The 15391-nt window shown below is 68.7% G+C and carries 19 protein-coding genes; 8 read left to right on the top strand and 11 right to left on the bottom strand.

Going from position 1 to position 15391, the window contains the following annotated elements:
- Positions 1-18: 18 nt before the first annotated feature.
- Entirely contained in the window at positions 19-159 is a 141-nt protein-coding gene (locus tag ABIE19_RS10150; protein ID WP_354089057.1) for a hypothetical protein, read from the bottom strand.
- Between the two features lie 89 nt (positions 160-248).
- Here ABIE19_RS10150 and ABIE19_RS10145 point away from each other — a divergent pair, with 89 nt between their 5' ends.
- Entirely contained in the window at positions 249-1202 is a 954-nt protein-coding gene (locus ABIE19_RS10145; protein ID WP_354089056.1) for a LysR substrate-binding domain-containing protein, read from the top strand.
- Between the two features lie 60 nt (positions 1203-1262).
- On the opposite strand, the gene groL is transcribed toward ABIE19_RS10145, so the two are convergent.
- Together groL and groES are read right to left on the bottom strand one after the other, a co-directional pair.
- Complete coding sequence (groL, locus tag ABIE19_RS10140) at positions 1263-2909, bottom strand: chaperonin GroEL (RefSeq protein ID WP_354089055.1); 1647 nt, start codon at positions 2907-2909, stop codon at positions 1263-1265.
- A 53-nt stretch (positions 2910-2962) separates the two neighbouring features.
- A complete protein-coding gene (gene groES / locus ABIE19_RS10135) occupies positions 2963-3250 on the bottom strand; it encodes a co-chaperone GroES (RefSeq protein WP_354089054.1) in 288 nt (95 codons plus the stop codon).
- A 239-nt stretch (positions 3251-3489) separates the two neighbouring features.
- On the opposite strand from groES, the gene ABIE19_RS10130 reads away from it, so the two are divergent.
- Positions 3490-3942: a YMGG-like glycine zipper-containing protein gene (locus ABIE19_RS10130; protein WP_354089053.1), complete on the top strand. Its 453-nt coding sequence runs from the start codon at positions 3490-3492 to the stop codon at positions 3940-3942.
- A 60-nt stretch (positions 3943-4002) separates the two neighbouring features.
- Here the strand turns inward: ABIE19_RS10130 and ABIE19_RS10125 are convergent, their stop codons facing one another.
- Entirely contained in the window at positions 4003-4404 is a 402-nt protein-coding gene (locus tag ABIE19_RS10125) for a hypothetical protein (protein ID WP_354089052.1), read from the bottom strand.
- 66 nt (positions 4405-4470) lie between these two features.
- Positions 4471-6078, bottom strand: coding sequence for a glucose-6-phosphate isomerase (pgi, locus tag ABIE19_RS10120; RefSeq protein ID WP_354089051.1), 1608 nt, complete (start codon positions 6076-6078; stop codon positions 4471-4473).
- A 162-nt stretch (positions 6079-6240) separates the two neighbouring features.
- On the opposite strand from pgi, the gene ABIE19_RS10115 reads away from it, so the two are divergent.
- On the top strand, positions 6241-6717 hold the full coding sequence (locus tag ABIE19_RS10115; RefSeq protein ID WP_354089050.1) for a hypothetical protein: 477 nt from the start codon (positions 6241-6243) through the stop codon (positions 6715-6717).
- 12 nt (positions 6718-6729) lie between these two features.
- Here ABIE19_RS10115 and ABIE19_RS10110 read toward each other — a convergent pair whose 3' ends face one another.
- The 3 genes from ABIE19_RS10110 to ABIE19_RS10100 form a co-directional block, all read right to left on the bottom strand.
- A complete protein-coding gene (locus ABIE19_RS10110; RefSeq protein ID WP_354089049.1) occupies positions 6730-8949 on the bottom strand; it encodes a protein-disulfide reductase DsbD family protein in 2220 nt (739 codons plus the stop codon).
- Between the two features lie 104 nt (positions 8950-9053).
- Positions 9054-9515: an OmpA family protein gene (locus ABIE19_RS10105; protein ID WP_354089048.1), complete on the bottom strand. Its 462-nt coding sequence runs from the start codon at positions 9513-9515 to the stop codon at positions 9054-9056.
- A 126-nt stretch (positions 9516-9641) separates the two neighbouring features.
- The gene (locus tag ABIE19_RS10100; protein WP_354089047.1) at positions 9642-9989 is read right to left on the bottom strand and encodes a YMGG-like glycine zipper-containing protein; all 348 of its coding nucleotides are present in this window, start codon (positions 9987-9989) and stop codon (positions 9642-9644) included.
- Positions 9990-10129: 140 nt separating this feature from the next.
- On the opposite strand from ABIE19_RS10100, the gene ABIE19_RS10095 reads away from it, so the two are divergent.
- The gene (locus ABIE19_RS10095) at positions 10130-11068 is read left to right on the top strand and encodes a diacylglycerol/lipid kinase family protein (protein WP_354089046.1); all 939 of its coding nucleotides are present in this window, start codon (positions 10130-10132) and stop codon (positions 11066-11068) included.
- A complete protein-coding gene (locus ABIE19_RS10090) occupies positions 11068-11871 on the top strand; it encodes a metallophosphoesterase family protein (RefSeq protein WP_354089045.1) in 804 nt (267 codons plus the stop codon). The genes ABIE19_RS10095 and ABIE19_RS10090 overlap by 1 nt, the downstream gene beginning before the upstream one ends.
- 52 nt (positions 11872-11923) lie before the next feature.
- On the opposite strand, the gene ABIE19_RS10085 is transcribed toward ABIE19_RS10090, so the two are convergent.
- From ABIE19_RS10085 to ABIE19_RS10075, 3 genes are all read right to left on the bottom strand, one after another.
- Entirely contained in the window at positions 11924-12100 is a 177-nt protein-coding gene (locus ABIE19_RS10085) for a DUF1328 domain-containing protein (RefSeq protein ID WP_354089044.1), read from the bottom strand.
- Positions 12101-12207: 107 nt separating this feature from the next.
- Positions 12208-12609 carry a hypothetical protein gene (locus ABIE19_RS10080; RefSeq protein ID WP_354089043.1) on the bottom strand — a complete coding sequence of 134 codons (402 nt, stop codon included), beginning with the start codon at positions 12607-12609 and terminating at the stop codon, positions 12208-12210.
- Complete coding sequence (locus ABIE19_RS10075; protein ID WP_354089042.1) at positions 12609-12953, bottom strand: ElaB/YgaM/YqjD family protein; 345 nt, start codon at positions 12951-12953, stop codon at positions 12609-12611. The genes ABIE19_RS10080 and ABIE19_RS10075 overlap by 1 nt, the downstream gene beginning before the upstream one ends.
- A gap of 137 nt (positions 12954-13090) precedes the next feature.
- Here ABIE19_RS10075 and ABIE19_RS10070 point away from each other — a divergent pair, with 137 nt between their 5' ends.
- From ABIE19_RS10070 to ABIE19_RS10060, 3 genes are all read left to right on the top strand, one after another.
- Positions 13091-13747 (top strand): fumarylacetoacetate hydrolase family protein, encoded by a 657-nt coding sequence (locus ABIE19_RS10070; protein ID WP_354089041.1) that lies wholly within the window; start codon positions 13091-13093, stop codon positions 13745-13747.
- Entirely contained in the window at positions 13744-14376 is a 633-nt protein-coding gene (maiA, locus tag ABIE19_RS10065) for a maleylacetoacetate isomerase (protein ID WP_354089040.1), read from the top strand. The genes ABIE19_RS10070 and maiA overlap by 4 nt, the downstream gene beginning before the upstream one ends.
- A 69-nt stretch (positions 14377-14445) precedes the next feature.
- Positions 14446-15345, top strand: coding sequence for an aldo/keto reductase (locus tag ABIE19_RS10060; protein ID WP_354089039.1), 900 nt, complete (start codon positions 14446-14448; stop codon positions 15343-15345).
- Positions 15346-15391 lie beyond the last annotated feature (46 nt).

Below are 15391 nucleotides of genomic sequence, written 5' to 3'. Positions count from 1 at the left end.
CCGTGTCGCGGTCCCGCCTCAGCAGGCGACGCGGCCGGGGCGCAGCTTGGGCGCGGCGGCGGGCTTGGTCGCGACCGGCCTCGACAGTCGGCGGGCCTCCAGCAGGGCGCCGATCCAGCCCCACGCGGGTTCCTTATGAGTGCGGTACATGTTTTCCATCGGTCGTCCTCCTTTCGTGTGAGTTGAATATGCGGTTGACGCGGGAGGAGAACAAACGAGACGATGGGGTCTACGCATAAGGTTTGCTTATGAATGATGTCCTGTCCCGCATCCCCGTCGACGCCCTGCGCGTGTTCGAGACCGCCGCGCGCCTGCTCAGTTTCACCCGCGCCGCCGAGGCCCTGGGCATGAGCCAGGCGGCGGTCAGCTGGCGCATCCGCGATCTGGAGCAGAGGCTGGACCGCGCCCTGTTCGTGCGGGGGACGCGGCAGGTGTCGCTGACGCCGGAGGGCGAGCGGCTGGCCACGGCCTCGATCGAGGCCATGACCCTGTTGCGGCGCGCCGTGGCCGATGTGGTCGAGGCCGATCAGGGCGTGCTGGCCGTCACCACCCTGCAGACCCTGGCGACCCAGTGGCTGGCGACGCGGCTGGGGGCTTTCCAACTGGCCAATCCCGATCTGGCGGTGCGGGTGGACACCAGCCCGACCCTGTCCAGCCTGGGCGCCGACGGCCTGGACGTGGCCCTGCGCTTCGGTTCGGGTCGGTGGCCGGGGCTGGAGAGCCGCTTCCTGATGCCCGCTGTCTTCACCCCCCTGTGCAGCCCCGCCATGCGCGACCGGCTGGACCTGAAGACGCCGGCGGACCTGAAGCGCGCCCATCTGGTGGGGGAGCCGGACGAATGGGCCGCCTGGTTCGCCGCCGCCGGGGTGGCGCCCGCCGACGCCGCTCCGCCGCCGCGCCTGACCGCCGACAACCAGGCCATGGAGGTGGCGGCCGCCCTCGGCGACCAGGGCGTGGCCCTGGGCTCGCCCATCCTCTACGGTCGCGAGATCAAGCGCGGCCTGCTGGTTCGCCCCTTCGAACAGACGGTCGCCCTGGCGGAGGGTTACTGGCTCTGCTACCCGCCCGCCCGCCGCCTGACCTCCAAGATCGCCCGCTTCCGCGACTGGGCCCTGGACACCGCCCGCGCCGACCCCGCGGTGGTCGAGAGCGCACGGCTGGCGGGGCGGGAAGTAGGGGAGGCGGGCGCCCCGCCGGCATAGAAAAAGGGCGGGACCTTTCGATCCCGCCCTTCGGTCGTCTTAGCGTCGGATGGCTTGGACTTAGAAGTCCATGCCGCCCATTCCGCCCATGCCGCCCATGTCGGGGGCGCCGCCGGCGCCGCCCTTCTTGGGCGCGTCGGCGATGGCGGCTTCCGTCGTGATCATGATGCCGGCGACCGAGGCGGCCGACTTCAGAGCCGAACGAACGACCTTGGCCGGATCGATCACGCCCATCTGGACGAGGTCGCCGTACTCTTCGGTCTGGGCGTTGAAGCCGAACGAGGCGTCGCTCGAGTCCATGACCTTGCCGACCACGATCGAGCCTTCGACGCCCGAGTTCTCGGAGATCTGACGGATCGGAGCCTGCAGGGCGCGACGGACGATGGCGATGCCGGCGTTCTGATCGGCGTTGACGCCCTTCAGATCGATCAGCTTCTTGGAGGCCTGCAGCAGGGCCACGCCGCCGCCCGGGACGATGCCTTCATCGGCGGCCGCGCGGGTCGCGTTCAGGGCGTCGTCGACGCGGTCCTTCTTTTCCTTCACTTCGACTTCGGTCGAACCGCCGACGCGCAGGACGGCGACGCCGCCGGCCAGCTTGGCCAGACGCTCTTGCAGCTTCTCGCGGTCGTAGTCCGAGGTGGTGTCCTCGATCTGACGCTTGATCTGGCCGACGCGGGCCTCGATGCCGTCCTTCTCGCCCGAACCTTCGACGATGGTGGTGTCGTCCTTGGTGATCTGGACCTTCTTGGCCTTGCCGAGCATGTCGAGGGTGACGGTCTCAAGCTTGATGCCCAGGTCTTCCGAGATGACCTGGCCGCCCGTCAGGATGGCGATGTCTTCCAGCATGGCCTTGCGGCGGTCGCCGAAACCCGGAGCCTTGACGGCGGCGACGCGCAGGCCGCCGCGCAGCTTGTTGACCACCAGGGTGGCCAGGGCTTCGCCTTCGATATCCTCGGCGATGATCAGCAGGGGACGGCCCGACTGAACCACGGCTTCCAGCACCGGCAGCATGGGTTGCAGCGAGGTCAGCTTCTTCTCGTGGAGCAGGATGAGGGGCTCTTCGAGGGCGACCTCCATCTTGTCGGCGTTGGTGATGAAGTAGGGCGACAGGTAGCCGCGGTCGAACTGCATGCCTTCGACGATGTCGACGGTGGTTTCAGCCGTCTTGGCTTCCTCGACCGTGATGACGCCTTCGTTGCCGACCTTGGCCATGGCTTCGGCGATCAGGGCGCCGATTTCAGCGTCGCCGTTGGCCGAGATGGTGCCGACCTGGGCGATTTCCGAGTTGTTCGAGACCGGCTTGGAGATGGTCTTCACCTCGTCCAGAGCCACGGCGACGGCCTGGTCGATGCCGCGCTTCAGATCCATCGGGTTCATGCCGGCGGCGACGGCCTTCAGGCCCTCTTGCACGATGGCCTGGGCCAGGACGGTGGCGGTGGTGGTGCCGTCGCCCGCGTTGTCGTTCGCCTTGGAGGCGACTTCGCGGATCATCTGGGCGCCCATGTTCTCGAAAGCGTCTTCCAGCTCGATTTCCTTGGCGACCGAGACGCCGTCCTTGGTCGAGCGCGGGGCGCCGAACGACTTCTGGATCACGACGTTGCGGCCCTTCGGACCCAGGGTCACCTTGACGGCGTCAGCCAGGACGTTGACGCCCTTCAGCATCTTGTCGCGAGCGTCGGTGTTGAACTTTACGATTTTAGCGGCCATGCGGGCAGCTCCTATCTAGATGTTTCTATTGAAGAACGTCGAACGTCGGGTGCTTACGCCAGCACGCCCAGGACGTCGGATTCCTTCATGATGATCAGGTCTTCGCCTTCGATCTTCACTTCCGTGCCCGACCACTTGCCGAACAGGATGCGGTCGCCGGCCTTCAGTTCCAGGGCGACGTGCTTGCCGTCTTCGTCACGGACGCCGGGGCCCACGGCGACGACTTCGCCTTCCTGGGGCTTTTCCTTGGCCGTGTCGGGGATGATGATCCCGCCCTTGGTGGTGGTAGCTTCTTCAACGCGCTTGACCAGCACGCGGTCGCCGAGAGGACGAAACGCCATCTGATGATCTCCTGATAGGTGTCGGTTTAAGCCCCGGAACCTGCGGCTTTGGCAGCCGCCCTCCCCGAGTGCTAACGCGACGGGAGTTAGGGGGAGGGCGGGAGACCGTCAAGGGCGGCGCCGGCCGAATTCCGGCGTCCAAGATGACTTGAATATGAACGGGACCCCTTGGGGTCGTTCAGCGGGAGCTTCCTAAAAGGGGGACAACGGATCAACCGGCTTTCGAAAGGAGCCCCGCCATGAAGACCCTTGCGAAGATCGGCGTCGGCGCTGTCGCCTTGACGATGCTGGCGAGCACGCCTGCCGCCGCCCAGCACTATCGCGACCGCGATCGCGACAACACCGGCCGCGACGCCGTCCTGGGCGCCGTCGTCGGCGGCGTGGCCGGGGCCATCATCGGCCAGGGCGACGGACGCTATGTCGCGGGCGGCGCGCTCGCGGGCGCAGCCCTGGGCGCTGTGGCTTCGGACAACGACCGCGACCGCAACCGGTGCGACTATTACCGCGGCGGGCGCTGCTACCAGAACCAGGGCCGGTGGGATCGCGACTACTACAACGACCGCTACGACAATGATCGCTACGGCGACCGACGGGGCTATTATCGCGACGGTCGCTACTGGCGGAACCAGGGCGAATGGCGCAGTCATCAGAACCGCCGCGACCGCGACTATCGCTACGACCGCCGCTGGTAGTCTCTCGCGATCAATGACTGAAGGCTCGGCGGCGACGCCGGGCCTTTTTCATGTCGGGCCTCAGCGGATGCCGACGGTCAGGGTGTAGTTGGCGTGCTCGTCGCGCCGTGCGGCGTTGCGCATCAGATAGACCCGGACGACATAGTCGCCGTTGGACGGCAGACGGCCCGAGAACTGGTTCCCCGAGGTCGAGCCGACGAACAGGGCCTCGTCCGCGCCCTGCTTCGTGACATTGAAGTAGGCGGAGGCGTTGCTGGACTGCAGTCGCACATTGAGCGTCTGACCCCCGCGCGCGCCCAAGACGTAGTCGACCGTGTCATAGCCGTGGATATTGCCATGCAGCGTCGTCGAGGATGTTCCGCGCGCGAACTGGATCCGCTCGGTGCGGCCGTGGTCCTGGGCCATGGCGGGCGCGACGCAAAGCGCGGCGGCGAGAGACAGGGCGAAGGCGGATCTGAACATCTGGGTATCTCCGGTTTCCGGGCCGAAACGGCTTGGGTGTCGACGGGTTCCTGGACCTGTTCCAGGTCAGCGCAGCAGGCGGGTCAGAAGGGCGGCTGTCGAGGGGTCGAGGCCGGGTCCAGGTTCGCCCGCCGCCACATCCTTCAGCACGGCCCTGGCCAGGACCTTGCCCAGTTCGACGCCCCATTGATCGAAGCTGTTGATGTCCCAGATGACGCCCTCGACGAAGGTCTTGTGCTCATAGAGGGCGATCAGGGCGCCCAGGGTCCGGGGCGTCAGTCGCGGCATCAGGATGGCGGTCGAGGGCCGGTTTCCGGAAAAAGTCCTGTGGGGAGCCAGACGGTCGGCTTCGATGTCCGAAGCGCCCGAGGCGATCAGTTCGGCGCGGGCCTGGACTTCGGTCTTGCCTTGCATCAAGGCCTGGCCCTGAGCCAGGGCGTTGGCCCAGAGAGGGCTTTCCGAGCTCGTTCCGTCCGTCGAGGCGACGATGACGAACTCGGCAGGGACCACCTGCGGTCCCTGGTGGATCTGCTGGAAGAAGGCGTGCTGGCCGTTGGTGCCGGGCTCGCCGAAGACGACGGGGCAGGTCTGACGTCCGACCGGCGATCCGTCGCGACGGACGCCCTTGCCGTTCGATTCCATCTCCAACTGCTGCAGGAAGGCGGGCAGGCGACGCAGGGCGTGGGCGTAGGGGGCGACGGTGCGGGTCGGGCGGTGCAGGCCGTCGACATTATAGATCTGGGCCAGGGCCATGAGGACGGGAGCGTTCCGTTCCATCGGGGCCTCGAGGAAGTGACGGTCCAGTTCGGCGGCGCCGTCGAGGAAGCCCTGGAAGGTCTGCCAGCCCAGGCCGATGGCACAGGACAGGCTGACGGCCGACCACAGGGAATAACGGCCGCCGACCCAGTCGTTGAAGCCGAAGACGCGGCCGCACCCGAAGGCAGCGGCGCGTTCCGGGGCGGCGGTGACGCCGATGAAGTGCCTGTCCAGGCCCGCAGCGGGCAGGGCGGCGGCCAGCCAGGCCTTGGCGGCTTCGGCGTTGACGAGCGTCTCGTGGGTGGTGAAGGTCTTGGAGACGGCGACGATCAGGGTGGTTTCCGGATCCAGTCCTGTCAGGGCCTCGGCCATGTCGCGCGAGTCGATGTTGGAGACGAAGCGCAGGTCGATCTCTGGATCGAGCGGGCGCAGGGCGTCCCAGATCAGGCGGGGGCCCAGGTCCGAGCCGCCGATGCCGATATGGACCACGGTCTTGAACGCGCGTCCGCTTGCTCCTGTCTCGATTCCGGACCGTACGGCTTCGGCATAGAGTTTCATTTCGGCGCGGACGGCGTCGACCTGGGCGGAGACCGGGGCGCCCAGGGCGTGGAAATCGGCGCCGGCCGGCGCGCGCAACGCCGGGTGCAGGGCCGCTCGGTCCTCGGTCGAGTTGACGGCCTCGCCCGCGAAAAGCGCGGCGCGACGGCTTTCCAGATCACAGGCTCGCGCCAAGGAAAGAGCGGCCTCGAAGCCCGTGCGGGTCCAGCTCTGCTTGGACAGGTCCAGATGAAGTCCGGCCGCATCGAGCGTCATCCACGACAGGCGATCGGGGTCGGCGGCGAACTGATCGACGATTCGGGCGTCGGCGTCCCGGCGGGCGGCGGCTTCCAGCTCGGCCCAGGCGGCGTACGGCGTCAAATGTCTTCCCCCTTGGTCGTCACGCGGCCCGGCCGTGATTTGGTACGGCGCTTGCAAGCCCTCGTTTACGGCTCAGGCCTAGAAGAGTTCAATCAACGGCCGGGTTCAACCGAGTTTTCCAATTGGTCTTCTCGGACGGTCGCTCAAGAAAGGATGCCGCCCATGTCCTGCGGACTGATGCTCGCCGCCGTTCTCATGCTCAGCGATCCCGCGGTGGCCGAAGCCGCCGCCCAGCCGCCGGTCACCGCCGACGCGCCGGTTTCGGTCGCCCATGAGCCCCTGTTCGCCGATCTGGTGACGCGCTCGGGTTCGCTGAAGGCGGTGGTCGACGGCTGGATCGCCTCCGACGCCGCCCAGGCCGAGGGCTTCCTCACCGGCGCCGCCTTCACCGGCTTCAAGGCCCAGGCGGCCGAACTGGCTGCTCGCGACCTTCAGGGGCATCTGGTGCTGAAGGAACGCGGCACGGACAATGACCTGAAATGCATCCTGCGCGGCATCTCCGAGGACATGCCCAAGAAGGTCGCGGCTGTGGAAAGCGCGGCCGGCGCCGCCGAGCGGAAGGTCGCCCTGGAAGAACTGGCCTATCTGCTGAACGACAATGTCGAGGTCATCACCTCGCCGCCTAAACCGGCCGTCTGAGAGGCGGATGGTTTAGGGCCTTTGGGGCCTATCGCGCTTCGCGCTGCTTGAGGCTCCGATCAACGTTTTTGCGGCGGTCCGCAGGGCGTCGACGACGACGCCCTCGGTCAGAAGCTGGGGCAGGATGCGCGGCTCCGGCTTGCCGGGCGCATAGAGCAGATAGAGCGGCACGCCCGAGCGGCCGTGGCGTTGCAGCTCGGCCGTGATCGCGTCGTCGCGACGGGTCCAGTCCCCGACCAGATAGACGGCGTTCGCCGCCTGCAGGGCCTCGGTCGTGCGCGGCGAGGACAGGGCGGCGCCCTCGTTGATCTTGCAGGTGACGCACCAGTCAGCGGTGAAGTTGACGAGGACCGGACGACCTTCGGCCAGGGCGTTGCGGAGGGCGGTTTCGGACCAGGGGGCGGACGGCAGGCGGCTGTCGCTTGAGGCGCGGTCGGCGGGCGCCGCGCGACCGGCTATGACGCCTAGACCCAGGGCGAGGATCAGGGCTGCAGCGGCCGCCGAGGCGAACACGCGGCCCCGATCGGGCGACGCCTGGCCTCGGCCGAACAGCCACAGGGCCAGGGCCAGCATCAGTCCGGCGCCGAACAGCAGGGCCAGGGCGTCGGCGGTCTGACGGCCGTAGACCCAGGCCAGCCACAGGGCGGCGCCGTACATGGGGAAGGCCAGCAGGTTGCGCAGGCTTTCCATCCACGGACCTGGGCGCGGCAGGCGGGCCAGAAGGCGCGGGCTGAAGCTGATCAGGACATAGGGCAGGGCCAGGCCCAGGCCCAGCATGACGAAGACGGCCAGGGCCATGGGCCAGGGCATGACCAGGGCCGCGCCCAAGGCCAGGGCCATGAAGGGCGCCGTGCAGGGTGCGGCCACCACGACGGCCAGGACGCCGGTGAAGAAGGCGCCCACGGCGCCGGGCAGGCGCGACAAGGAGCCGTTCCCGGCGCCCTGCAATCCCGATCCGACATGGAAGACGCCGGACAGGTTCAGGGCGACGGCCAGCATCAGCAGGGCCAGGGCCGCGACTACGGCGGGCGATTGCAACTGGAAGCCCCAGCCCAGGGCCTGGCCGCCCGCGCGCAGGGCCAGGAGGGCGCCGGCCAGGACGACGAAGGTCGCCAGAACCCCGGCCAGGAAGGCCAGGCCGTCGCGACGCGCCTCGACCGGATGATGGGCCGAGCGGCTGAGCGCCGCCGCCTTCATCGCCAATATGGGAAAGACGCAGGGCATGAGGTTGAGGATGAGCCCGCCCAGCAGGGCGAAGAGGGCGGCGCGCAGGAAGCCGACGGCGTCGACGGTTGATCCGGCGGTTTGAGCTCCTTCGCCGTCTCCGATCCCGCCGTCGCCAGCGACGCCGGCGAGGGGCGCACCCGGTTCCGCCGTGATCTCCCAGGCGCCCAGGTCGGTGGACAGGACGCCTTGGATCGGTCCCGTCAGGCCCTCGGCGACCAGGTTCCGCCCGGCCGCGACCGTCGTCGTCAGGCCTTGCGGGCCGCGCTCGCCGGACTGGGCGGCGGCGTGATCGATGATTCCGCCCTGGAAGGGATAGAAGTAGGCCCAGCGCGGGCGGGCGTTCGCCAGGGGCCCTCCGCTCGCCGTCAGGGTCAGCCGGCCGTCGGCCAAGGCGGCGCGCGCGACGATCCCTGCGGGGCGCGGCGCGGCAGCGACCGTATCCTGGATCGCCTGGCCGTAGCGGGGATCGAGCGGCGCGGCACCGTCGCGCACCGGCAGGTTCAGCGCCAGATTCAGGTCCTCGGGCACGCACATCTCGTCGCTGCAGACGAAGAAGCGCGCCGTGGCGCGCAGGGACAGGACCTCGCCGGGACGGGCCGAGGCGGGAACCTCGATCGGCACGGGCAGGAAGACGACGTCGGAATAGCCGTAGTTCATCAGGCTCTGCAGCCTCTGCCGTTCAGGCAGGGGCCAGAGGATGTCGCCCGCCTTGATTCCGGCGGGCAGGGACCATTCGAGCGTGGTCGGGCCGCCCGAATCCCCCTGGTTGCGCCAATAGGTGTGCCAGCCGGGCTTGATCTTCTGGCGCACGGCGACCACGGCGGTCGAGCCCGGCGCGGCCCATGCGCTCATCGGGACCAGCTCCGCCTCGATCCGTTCGGTCCTCTGGGGACCGGCCGGAGATGCGGCCGCGCCGGCGGCCAGAGCCTGGTCGAGGGCTGAGGGCGCCGCGACGGCCGGAACGGCGAGAGCCAGCCAGAGAAGCAGGAGGGACAGAAGGCGCAAGACGAAAGGACCGCTGAGTTTCAGAGCGAGCCGGACCTTAGTCGCCTCTTGCCCCGACAGCCACCGTCCACGACCCGGCGCCGCATGGGCGGATTGTCCGAGGCTCAGCGCCGGGGACGCGCCTCGATCAGGACCTCGGTGCGGCGACGCAGGGGATCGTTGACGCCGTTGACCCGGGCCCCGTCGGCGCCGGCGGCCTCGACCTCGAAGGCCGGCGCGGGAAGTCCGGCGGCGGCCAGGACCTCTGCGACGGCGCGGGCGCGACGCTCCGACAGGGTCTGGTTGGCGGCGGCGGTGCCGCTGCGGGCGTCGGCCAGGCCCAGGACCTGTACCTTGGTGACGTCGCAGCCCTGGAGCTGGGTGGCGGTCAGGCTGACGGCCTCGCGTGCGGCGGGGGTCAGGCGGGCCTGGTCGTTGTCGAAATAGACTTCGAACCGCTTGGGCGCGCAGGCTGCGGGATTGCTGACCAGATCGCTGCGTTCCTTGTAGGGGCTGGAGGGCGCGCAGGCGGCGAGGGCGGCCAGGCTGGCCCCGGCGACGACGGCGAGGACGTGGATCGTTTTCATGCGGCGGCCCCTCTAGCGAACGCCCAGCCCCGGGCGCGACAGGATGGATACAGAAATCAGAAAGGGCGGCCCGCGTCGCGGACCGCCCCTGAAAACTGACCCGAAAAAGCTTCGGACGCCAGCCGCTTAGTAGCGACGCTGGCCGTTCTCCCAGTAGCACTCGGACTGACGGTTGTCGTAGCAGTAGTAATAGCGACCCTGGTTGTCGCGATAGCGCTGCTGGTTGCCGCGGTCCTGGTTGGAGCCGCGGATGGCGCCGGCTGCGCCGCCTGCCAGGGCGCCGATGGCCGCGCCGGTCGCGGCGTTGCCGCCGCCGACATTGTTGCCGATGATGGCGCCGGCGACCGCGCCGATGCCGGCGCCGATGGCGCCCTGACGCACGGTTTCATTGCCGCCGCCGCCGTAATACGGATCGCTGGCGCAGGCTGTAACCAGAAGGCCGGCGCCGGCGATGGCGATGATCGCCTTGTTCATGGGTCTGTCCTTCATCCCGAAATTGCTCCCCTTGCGCACAGAACGCCCAGGAAAGAGGGCGGTTCCGGGGCGAAGGCGATAAGCTTCGCAATATTTCGTTCGACGGAACTTCGATGGGAAACGAGGCGTTCCCGCGAACCATGACAGACACGGCTCCGACATTGGAAAAGCGCCCTCTAACCCCGCACGCGGCGCTCAAGCGGGTGATCATCCTGGTCAATCCCCTGTCCGGCGGGGTCGGCCCCGGCGCGGCGGCGGAAGCCGAGGCCATGCTGGCGGAATATGAGTTGGAGGCGACGGTGACGACCCTGGAGGGGGCGAAGATCCCCGTCCAGATCGGCGAGGCGCTCGAGGCCGGAGCGGATGCGGTCTTCGTCCTGGCCGGAGACGGGACGGCGCGCTCGGTGGCGACGCGGGCGGGACCGGACGGCCCCCTGGTGGCCCCCCTGCCGGGCGGAACCATGAACATGCTGCCCAAGGCCCTGTACGGCACGGGGGACTGGAAGGTCGCCCTGCGGCGCGCGTTGGAGGAGGGCGTGGCCCAACCCGTGTCCGGCGGCCGGATCGATGCGGAAGAGGCCTTCTTCTGCGCCGCCATCCTGGGCTCTCCTGCCCTCTGGGCGCCGGCCCGCGAGGCCATGCGGACCGGCAAGCTGAAACTGGCCTGGATGTATGCGCGCCGGGCCTTCAACCGCGCCTTTTCCGGCCGCATCCGCTTCGCCCTGGACGCCGGAGAAAAACAGAAGTCGGAAGCCCTGGTGCTGATCTGCCCCTTGATCTCCAAGGTCATGGACGAGCCGGTGGGGCTTGAGGCTGCGGCGATGAACACCTCGGACGCGGCGCAGGCCTTCCGCCTGGCGGCGCACGCCCTGTTCGACGACTGGCGTCATGATCCCGAGGTGACGACCCGACCCGCCAGGAAGATCGCCGTCTGGGCGCGCTCCCGCATTCCGGCGGTGATCGACGGAGAACCGGTGCTGCTGCGCGCAGAAGCCAAGGCGGTCTTCATTCCGCGCGCCTTCATGGCCCTGGCGCCCCGGCGTTCGCCGCCCGAGGCCGCGACGGACGTCCGCGCCTGATGGGGCGGGTGATCCAGTTTTCGGACGTCCATTTCGGCTGCGAGCACGTGCGGGCCGTGGCGGCGGCGGTGGACTACGCCCACGCCGAGCCTCACGACCTGGTCCTGATCACCGGGGACATCACCCAGCGGGGCCTGCCCGAGGAATTCGCGGCGGCGGGCGAATGGATCCGCGCCATGCCCCAGCCGGTCTTCGTCACCGTGGGCAATCATGACGTGCCCTACTGGGATGTGGCGGCGCGCCTGTTCTGGCCCTGGCGGGCGTTCGAGCGGGCCACCGGCCATCCCGCGCACGACCATGAGTTCCGCAGCCCGGGCCTGATGGTGCGCGGGGTCACGACGGCGCGCGGCTGGCAGGCGCGGCTCAACTGGTCGAAGGGGGTGATCGATCTGGATCAGACGCGTCGCGCGGCCGAGGCCCTGAGACGCGCGCCCCAGGGCGCTCTGCGCATCCTGGCCTGCCATCATCCGCTGATCGAGATGATCGGCGCCCCCATGACCGGCGAGGTCAAGCGCGGCGAGGCGGCGGCCCTGATCTTCGCCGAGGCCGGGGTGGACCTGATCACCACCGGCCATGTGCACACGCCCTTCGCTCTGAACGTCGATCTGTCCGATCGCTGCTCCTACGCCGTGGGATGCGGAACCTTGTCGCGGCGGGAGCGCGGAGCGCCGCCAGGCTTCAACCGTATCGATTGGGACGAGCGGGAGATGGTCGTGACCTCCGTCGTCTGGACCGGCCAGCGGTTCGCCGACGACCAGGTCTGGCGCCTGCCCCGACGCCGAGCGGCCGTAGCCCCGGCGTGAAAAAGCCCCGGCCGACGACCGGGGCTTTTGTTCGATCTGCTGAATGTGGCGGCTAGACGCGAGGTCCGCGTCCTCTCATGCCGCCGACGAGCAGAGAGACCACAAAGAGAATGACGGCGATGATGGCGATGAATTTCGCGATCTCGAACGACATTCCTGAAATGCCGCCGAAACCGAGAACGGCCGCGACCAAGGCGATTATAAAGAAGATGATAGCCCAGCGAAGCATGAAGACCTCCGGAACATTATCGGGATGAAGGCGAAATCATCGATGTCCATCGATGGCGATTTCACCTGCTCCTTGATAACGCTCCGAAGACTGTGCTGTTCCGTCGATCAACGGCGGCGGCGCGAGTGGCTTTTCTCGGTGAAGGCTGCGGCGACCATGGTGGCCAGGGCCGGATTGCGCAGGAAGATCCAGCCGCCGGCCAGGGCCGCGACCGTGCCCAGGACGGGGCGTTGCTGGAACAGGTGGAAGGCGCGGGCGCCCAGGCCTTCCGGCTGATAGTCCTCTTCCTCCTCCTCGTCGTCGCCATGGGCCTGACGGATGAAGATCAGGACCACGAACAGGGTGACGAGGGCGAACAGGGCCGAGGTGACGGCCGCCGCGGCCACGGGCGGCAGGGCCAGCAGGAGCAGGTAGTAGACCGTGGCGCCCAGGGCGACCATGGCGACGAAGCCCGCTCCCGCCGCGACAAAGGTCGCGACCGCGCGATTGATCAGCCGGCGCCCGAGCATCAGCGGCGACGACCGGCGATCAGCATGCCCAGGACGACGCCGACGCCGAGGGCGATGGCGGTGGACTGGACCGGGCGTTCCTGGACGCGTTCGATGACGTAGCGCTGGGCTTCGTCGAAGCGCTCGGCGGCCTCGTCGTAATATTCACGGCCGCGCACCCGGGCGCTGTCGTAGTAGCCGCGCGCCTTGTCGCGCAGTTCCTCGCCCTGTTCGCGCAGGCGGGCCTCGGCCTCGGCGGCCTTTTCCTTCAGGCGCTGCGTTTCTTCGCGGGCGCCGGTCTTCAGATCCTCCTTGAGGGTCTTCAGGTCGTTCTTGATGTCTTCCCGAGCCTTGGTCGTGGCCATGTGCGCGCTCCGCTGGGTGTATAAGCTTGACGATTATAGATAGAGAACCCTTGAGCCGAACGCCACACCGGCGACCAAGGTTCCTGTAGAGCCGCCGCGTCTGGCGTCGTCCGAACGGTCGTCCTAAGAACGACGGCATGACCCGATGGCTGTTCCCGCCCGCTTCGATTCCCTCGCTGTCCGTCGTCGGCGACGACCGGCGTTTCCCGGTGCGCCGCATCCTGTGCGTGGGCCAGAACTACGCCGCCCACGCCCGTGAAATGGGGGCTGATCCGGACAAGCCCGCGCCCTTCTTCTTCGCCAAGCCCGCCGACGCCCTGGTCGTGGACGGAGCCGATCCGGCCTATCCGTCGGCGACCGGGAACCTGCACCACGAGGTCGAATTGGTCGTCGCTGTTGGTGAAGGCGGGGTCATCGCGGGTTGGGCCGTGGGCGTCGATCTGACGCGGCGCGATCTTCAGGCCGAGGCCAAGGCCAAGGGGCGGCCGTGGGAGGCGGGCAAGGCCTTCGACCAGTCGGCGCCTTGCGGCGCCCTGACGCTGGGCGCCCTGCCTGATGCGGATGCGGTCATAGAGCTGAAGGTCAACGGCGAGGCGCGTCAGTCGGGACGTCTGTCGGACATGATCTGGGACCCGGCGGGGATTCTGGCCAAGGCCAATGAGCTGTGGAGCCTGCAGCCCGGCGACCTGATCTTCACCGGCACGCCCGAAGGAGTCGGGCCTCTGGTTCCCGGCGACCGGGTCGAGGCGAGCATCGGCGGCCTGACGCCGCTCAGCTTCACGGTGACGTCATGATCCTGCACGGCTACTGGCGCTCGGGCACCAGCTATCGCACCCGCATCGCCCTCAACCTGAAGGGGCTGGTCTATGAAACCGCTCCGGTCGATCTGAGGGCCGGAGTGCAGAAATCCGCCGCCTATCTGGCGCTGAACCCCCAGGGCCTGGTTCCGGCGCTGGAGACCGACGACGGCCTGGTCCTGTCCCAGAGCCCGGCCATTCTGGAGTGGCTGGAGGAGACGCACCCGACCCCGGCCTTGCTGCCCTCGTCGGCAGGCGACCGGGCCGTGGTGCGGGCCATGGCGGCTCTGGTCGGCTGCGACATCCATCCGCTGAACAATCTGCGGGTGCTGAAGGCGGTGCGCGAACTGGGCGCCGATCAGACGGGCGTGGACGCCTGGGCCGGGCGATGGATTCTCGACGGCTTCGCCGCCCTGGAGGCTCTGGTCGCGCGTCATGGCGAGGGATGGTGTTTCGGCGGCGCCCCGACCCTGGCCGACTGCTACCTGATCCCGCAGATTTATTCGGCGCGGCGGTTCAACGTCGATCTGGCCGCGTTTCCGCGTCTGCTCGAGATCGAGATGCGGGCGGGCCTGCATCCGGCCTTCAATGCGGCGCATCCCGATAATCAGCCGGATGCGGATTAAGCCTGTTCGTTCACCAACAGCCTTGATTTCAGTCAATCTCCCTTAAGCTTTGGCGCGGAATATCGGCGTGTGAGATTCGCCGTCCCGCCCTCTCCGGCCGACCGGCTGGCCATCGCTGTGGTGGCCGAGCCCGAACGGTCCCGTCCGCTGCCGCCCGGCCAGCGGGAGGATGCGACGCGCCTTCTGCTTCAAACTGCGGGCGACGCGGGCGTCAGCCTGGTGGCCACCCGTCCCGAAGGCGACGTGGAGCGGATGCTGGGCCAGGCCTGGCCCTTCCCCTCGCCCTTCCGCGTCACCGTGCGCACAGTGCCCCTGGCCGACGGCCTGGACCGGGTTGAGGCGCGGGCGCGTCGTTCGCTGGAGCGCATGGGCCTGCCGCGCGGCGACGCCGTCCTGGTTCAAAGCGCCGCCGATCTGGCGGGCGCCGAGGGGCGCGCCCTGTGGGACCGGCTGCAGGCGCTGAAGGATCGGGGAATCTTCCGCAAGATCGGCTTCGTGGCGGCGGTCGAGGACGGTCCCGCCCTGATGGCCCGTCGTTTCCAGCCCGACGTGGTGCAGATCGCCTGCAACATCCTGGATCAACGGGCCGCGCGCGGCGGCGCGATCGAGGAGATGGCGGCCCAGGGGGTCGAGGTGCATCTGGCCTCGGTCTTCGCCCAGGGCCTGCTGTTCGCTCATCGCGACAGCCTGCCGCCGGAACTGGCGGATCACGGCATGGCCCTGTCGCGGACGCGACGTCGTCTGGCCGAGGCGCGGATCGACCCCATGCAGGCGGCCCTGGCCTACGCCCTGAACCTGCCCGGCGTGGATCAGGTGGTGGCCAGCGTCGCCTCGGCCGCCGAGATGCGCGCCATGATCGCCGCCTCCCACGCCCGGACGCCCGACATCGACTGGAGCGCCCTGGCTCTGGACGAAGGCCCGGCGGCCCTGGCCTCGCGCCTGCGCCTGAGGATCAGCAACGCGGCCTGATCCACAGGAGGTTGGGCGTTTCGCCTTCCGCCTGTGCATGATCGGC

Origin of the sequence: Brevundimonas faecalis (assembly GCF_040549405.1) — a bacterium.
Lineage (GTDB): Bacteria > Pseudomonadota > Alphaproteobacteria > Caulobacterales > Caulobacteraceae > Brevundimonas > Brevundimonas faecalis.
The sequence above is the reverse complement of the archived record's forward strand: the minus strand, read 5'-3'. Positions and strand labels throughout refer to the sequence as shown.

What these genes read in the sequence shown, in the direction of transcription:
- ABIE19_RS10090 (WP_354089045.1), top strand. Translation starts at nt 11,068, where the DNA reads ATGGGGCGGGTGATCCAGTTTTCGGACGTCCATTTCGGCTGCGAGCAC.
- ABIE19_RS10150 (WP_354089057.1), bottom strand. Translation starts at nt 159, where the DNA reads ATGGAAAACATGTACCGCACTCATAAGGAACCCGCGTGGGGCTGGATC.
- ABIE19_RS10130 (WP_354089053.1), top strand. Translation starts at nt 3,490, where the DNA reads ATGAAGACCCTTGCGAAGATCGGCGTCGGCGCTGTCGCCTTGACGATG.
- ABIE19_RS10125 (WP_354089052.1), bottom strand. Translation starts at nt 4,404, where the DNA reads ATGTTCAGATCCGCCTTCGCCCTGTCTCTCGCCGCCGCGCTTTGCGTC.
- groES (WP_354089054.1), bottom strand. Translation starts at nt 3,250, where the DNA reads ATGGCGTTTCGTCCTCTCGGCGACCGCGTGCTGGTCAAGCGCGTTGAA.
- ABIE19_RS10085 (WP_354089044.1), bottom strand. Translation starts at nt 12,100, where the DNA reads ATGCTTCGCTGGGCTATCATCTTCTTTATAATCGCCTTGGTCGCGGCC.
- ABIE19_RS10075 (WP_354089042.1), bottom strand. Translation starts at nt 12,953, where the DNA reads ATGGCCACGACCAAGGCTCGGGAAGACATCAAGAACGACCTGAAGACC.
- ABIE19_RS10100 (WP_354089047.1), bottom strand. Translation starts at nt 9,989, where the DNA reads ATGAACAAGGCGATCATCGCCATCGCCGGCGCCGGCCTTCTGGTTACA.
- ABIE19_RS10145 (WP_354089056.1), top strand. Translation starts at nt 249, where the DNA reads ATGAATGATGTCCTGTCCCGCATCCCCGTCGACGCCCTGCGCGTGTTC.
- ABIE19_RS10095 (WP_354089046.1), top strand. Translation starts at nt 10,130, where the DNA reads ATGACAGACACGGCTCCGACATTGGAAAAGCGCCCTCTAACCCCGCAC.
- maiA (WP_354089040.1), top strand. Translation starts at nt 13,744, where the DNA reads ATGATCCTGCACGGCTACTGGCGCTCGGGCACCAGCTATCGCACCCGC.
- ABIE19_RS10105 (WP_354089048.1), bottom strand. Translation starts at nt 9,515, where the DNA reads ATGAAAACGATCCACGTCCTCGCCGTCGTCGCCGGGGCCAGCCTGGCC.
- ABIE19_RS10070 (WP_354089041.1), top strand. Translation starts at nt 13,091, where the DNA reads ATGACCCGATGGCTGTTCCCGCCCGCTTCGATTCCCTCGCTGTCCGTC.
- ABIE19_RS10115 (WP_354089050.1), top strand. Translation starts at nt 6,241, where the DNA reads ATGTCCTGCGGACTGATGCTCGCCGCCGTTCTCATGCTCAGCGATCCC.
- groL (WP_354089055.1), bottom strand. Translation starts at nt 2,909, where the DNA reads ATGGCCGCTAAAATCGTAAAGTTCAACACCGACGCTCGCGACAAGATG.
- ABIE19_RS10080 (WP_354089043.1), bottom strand. Translation starts at nt 12,609, where the DNA reads ATGCTCGGGCGCCGGCTGATCAATCGCGCGGTCGCGACCTTTGTCGCG.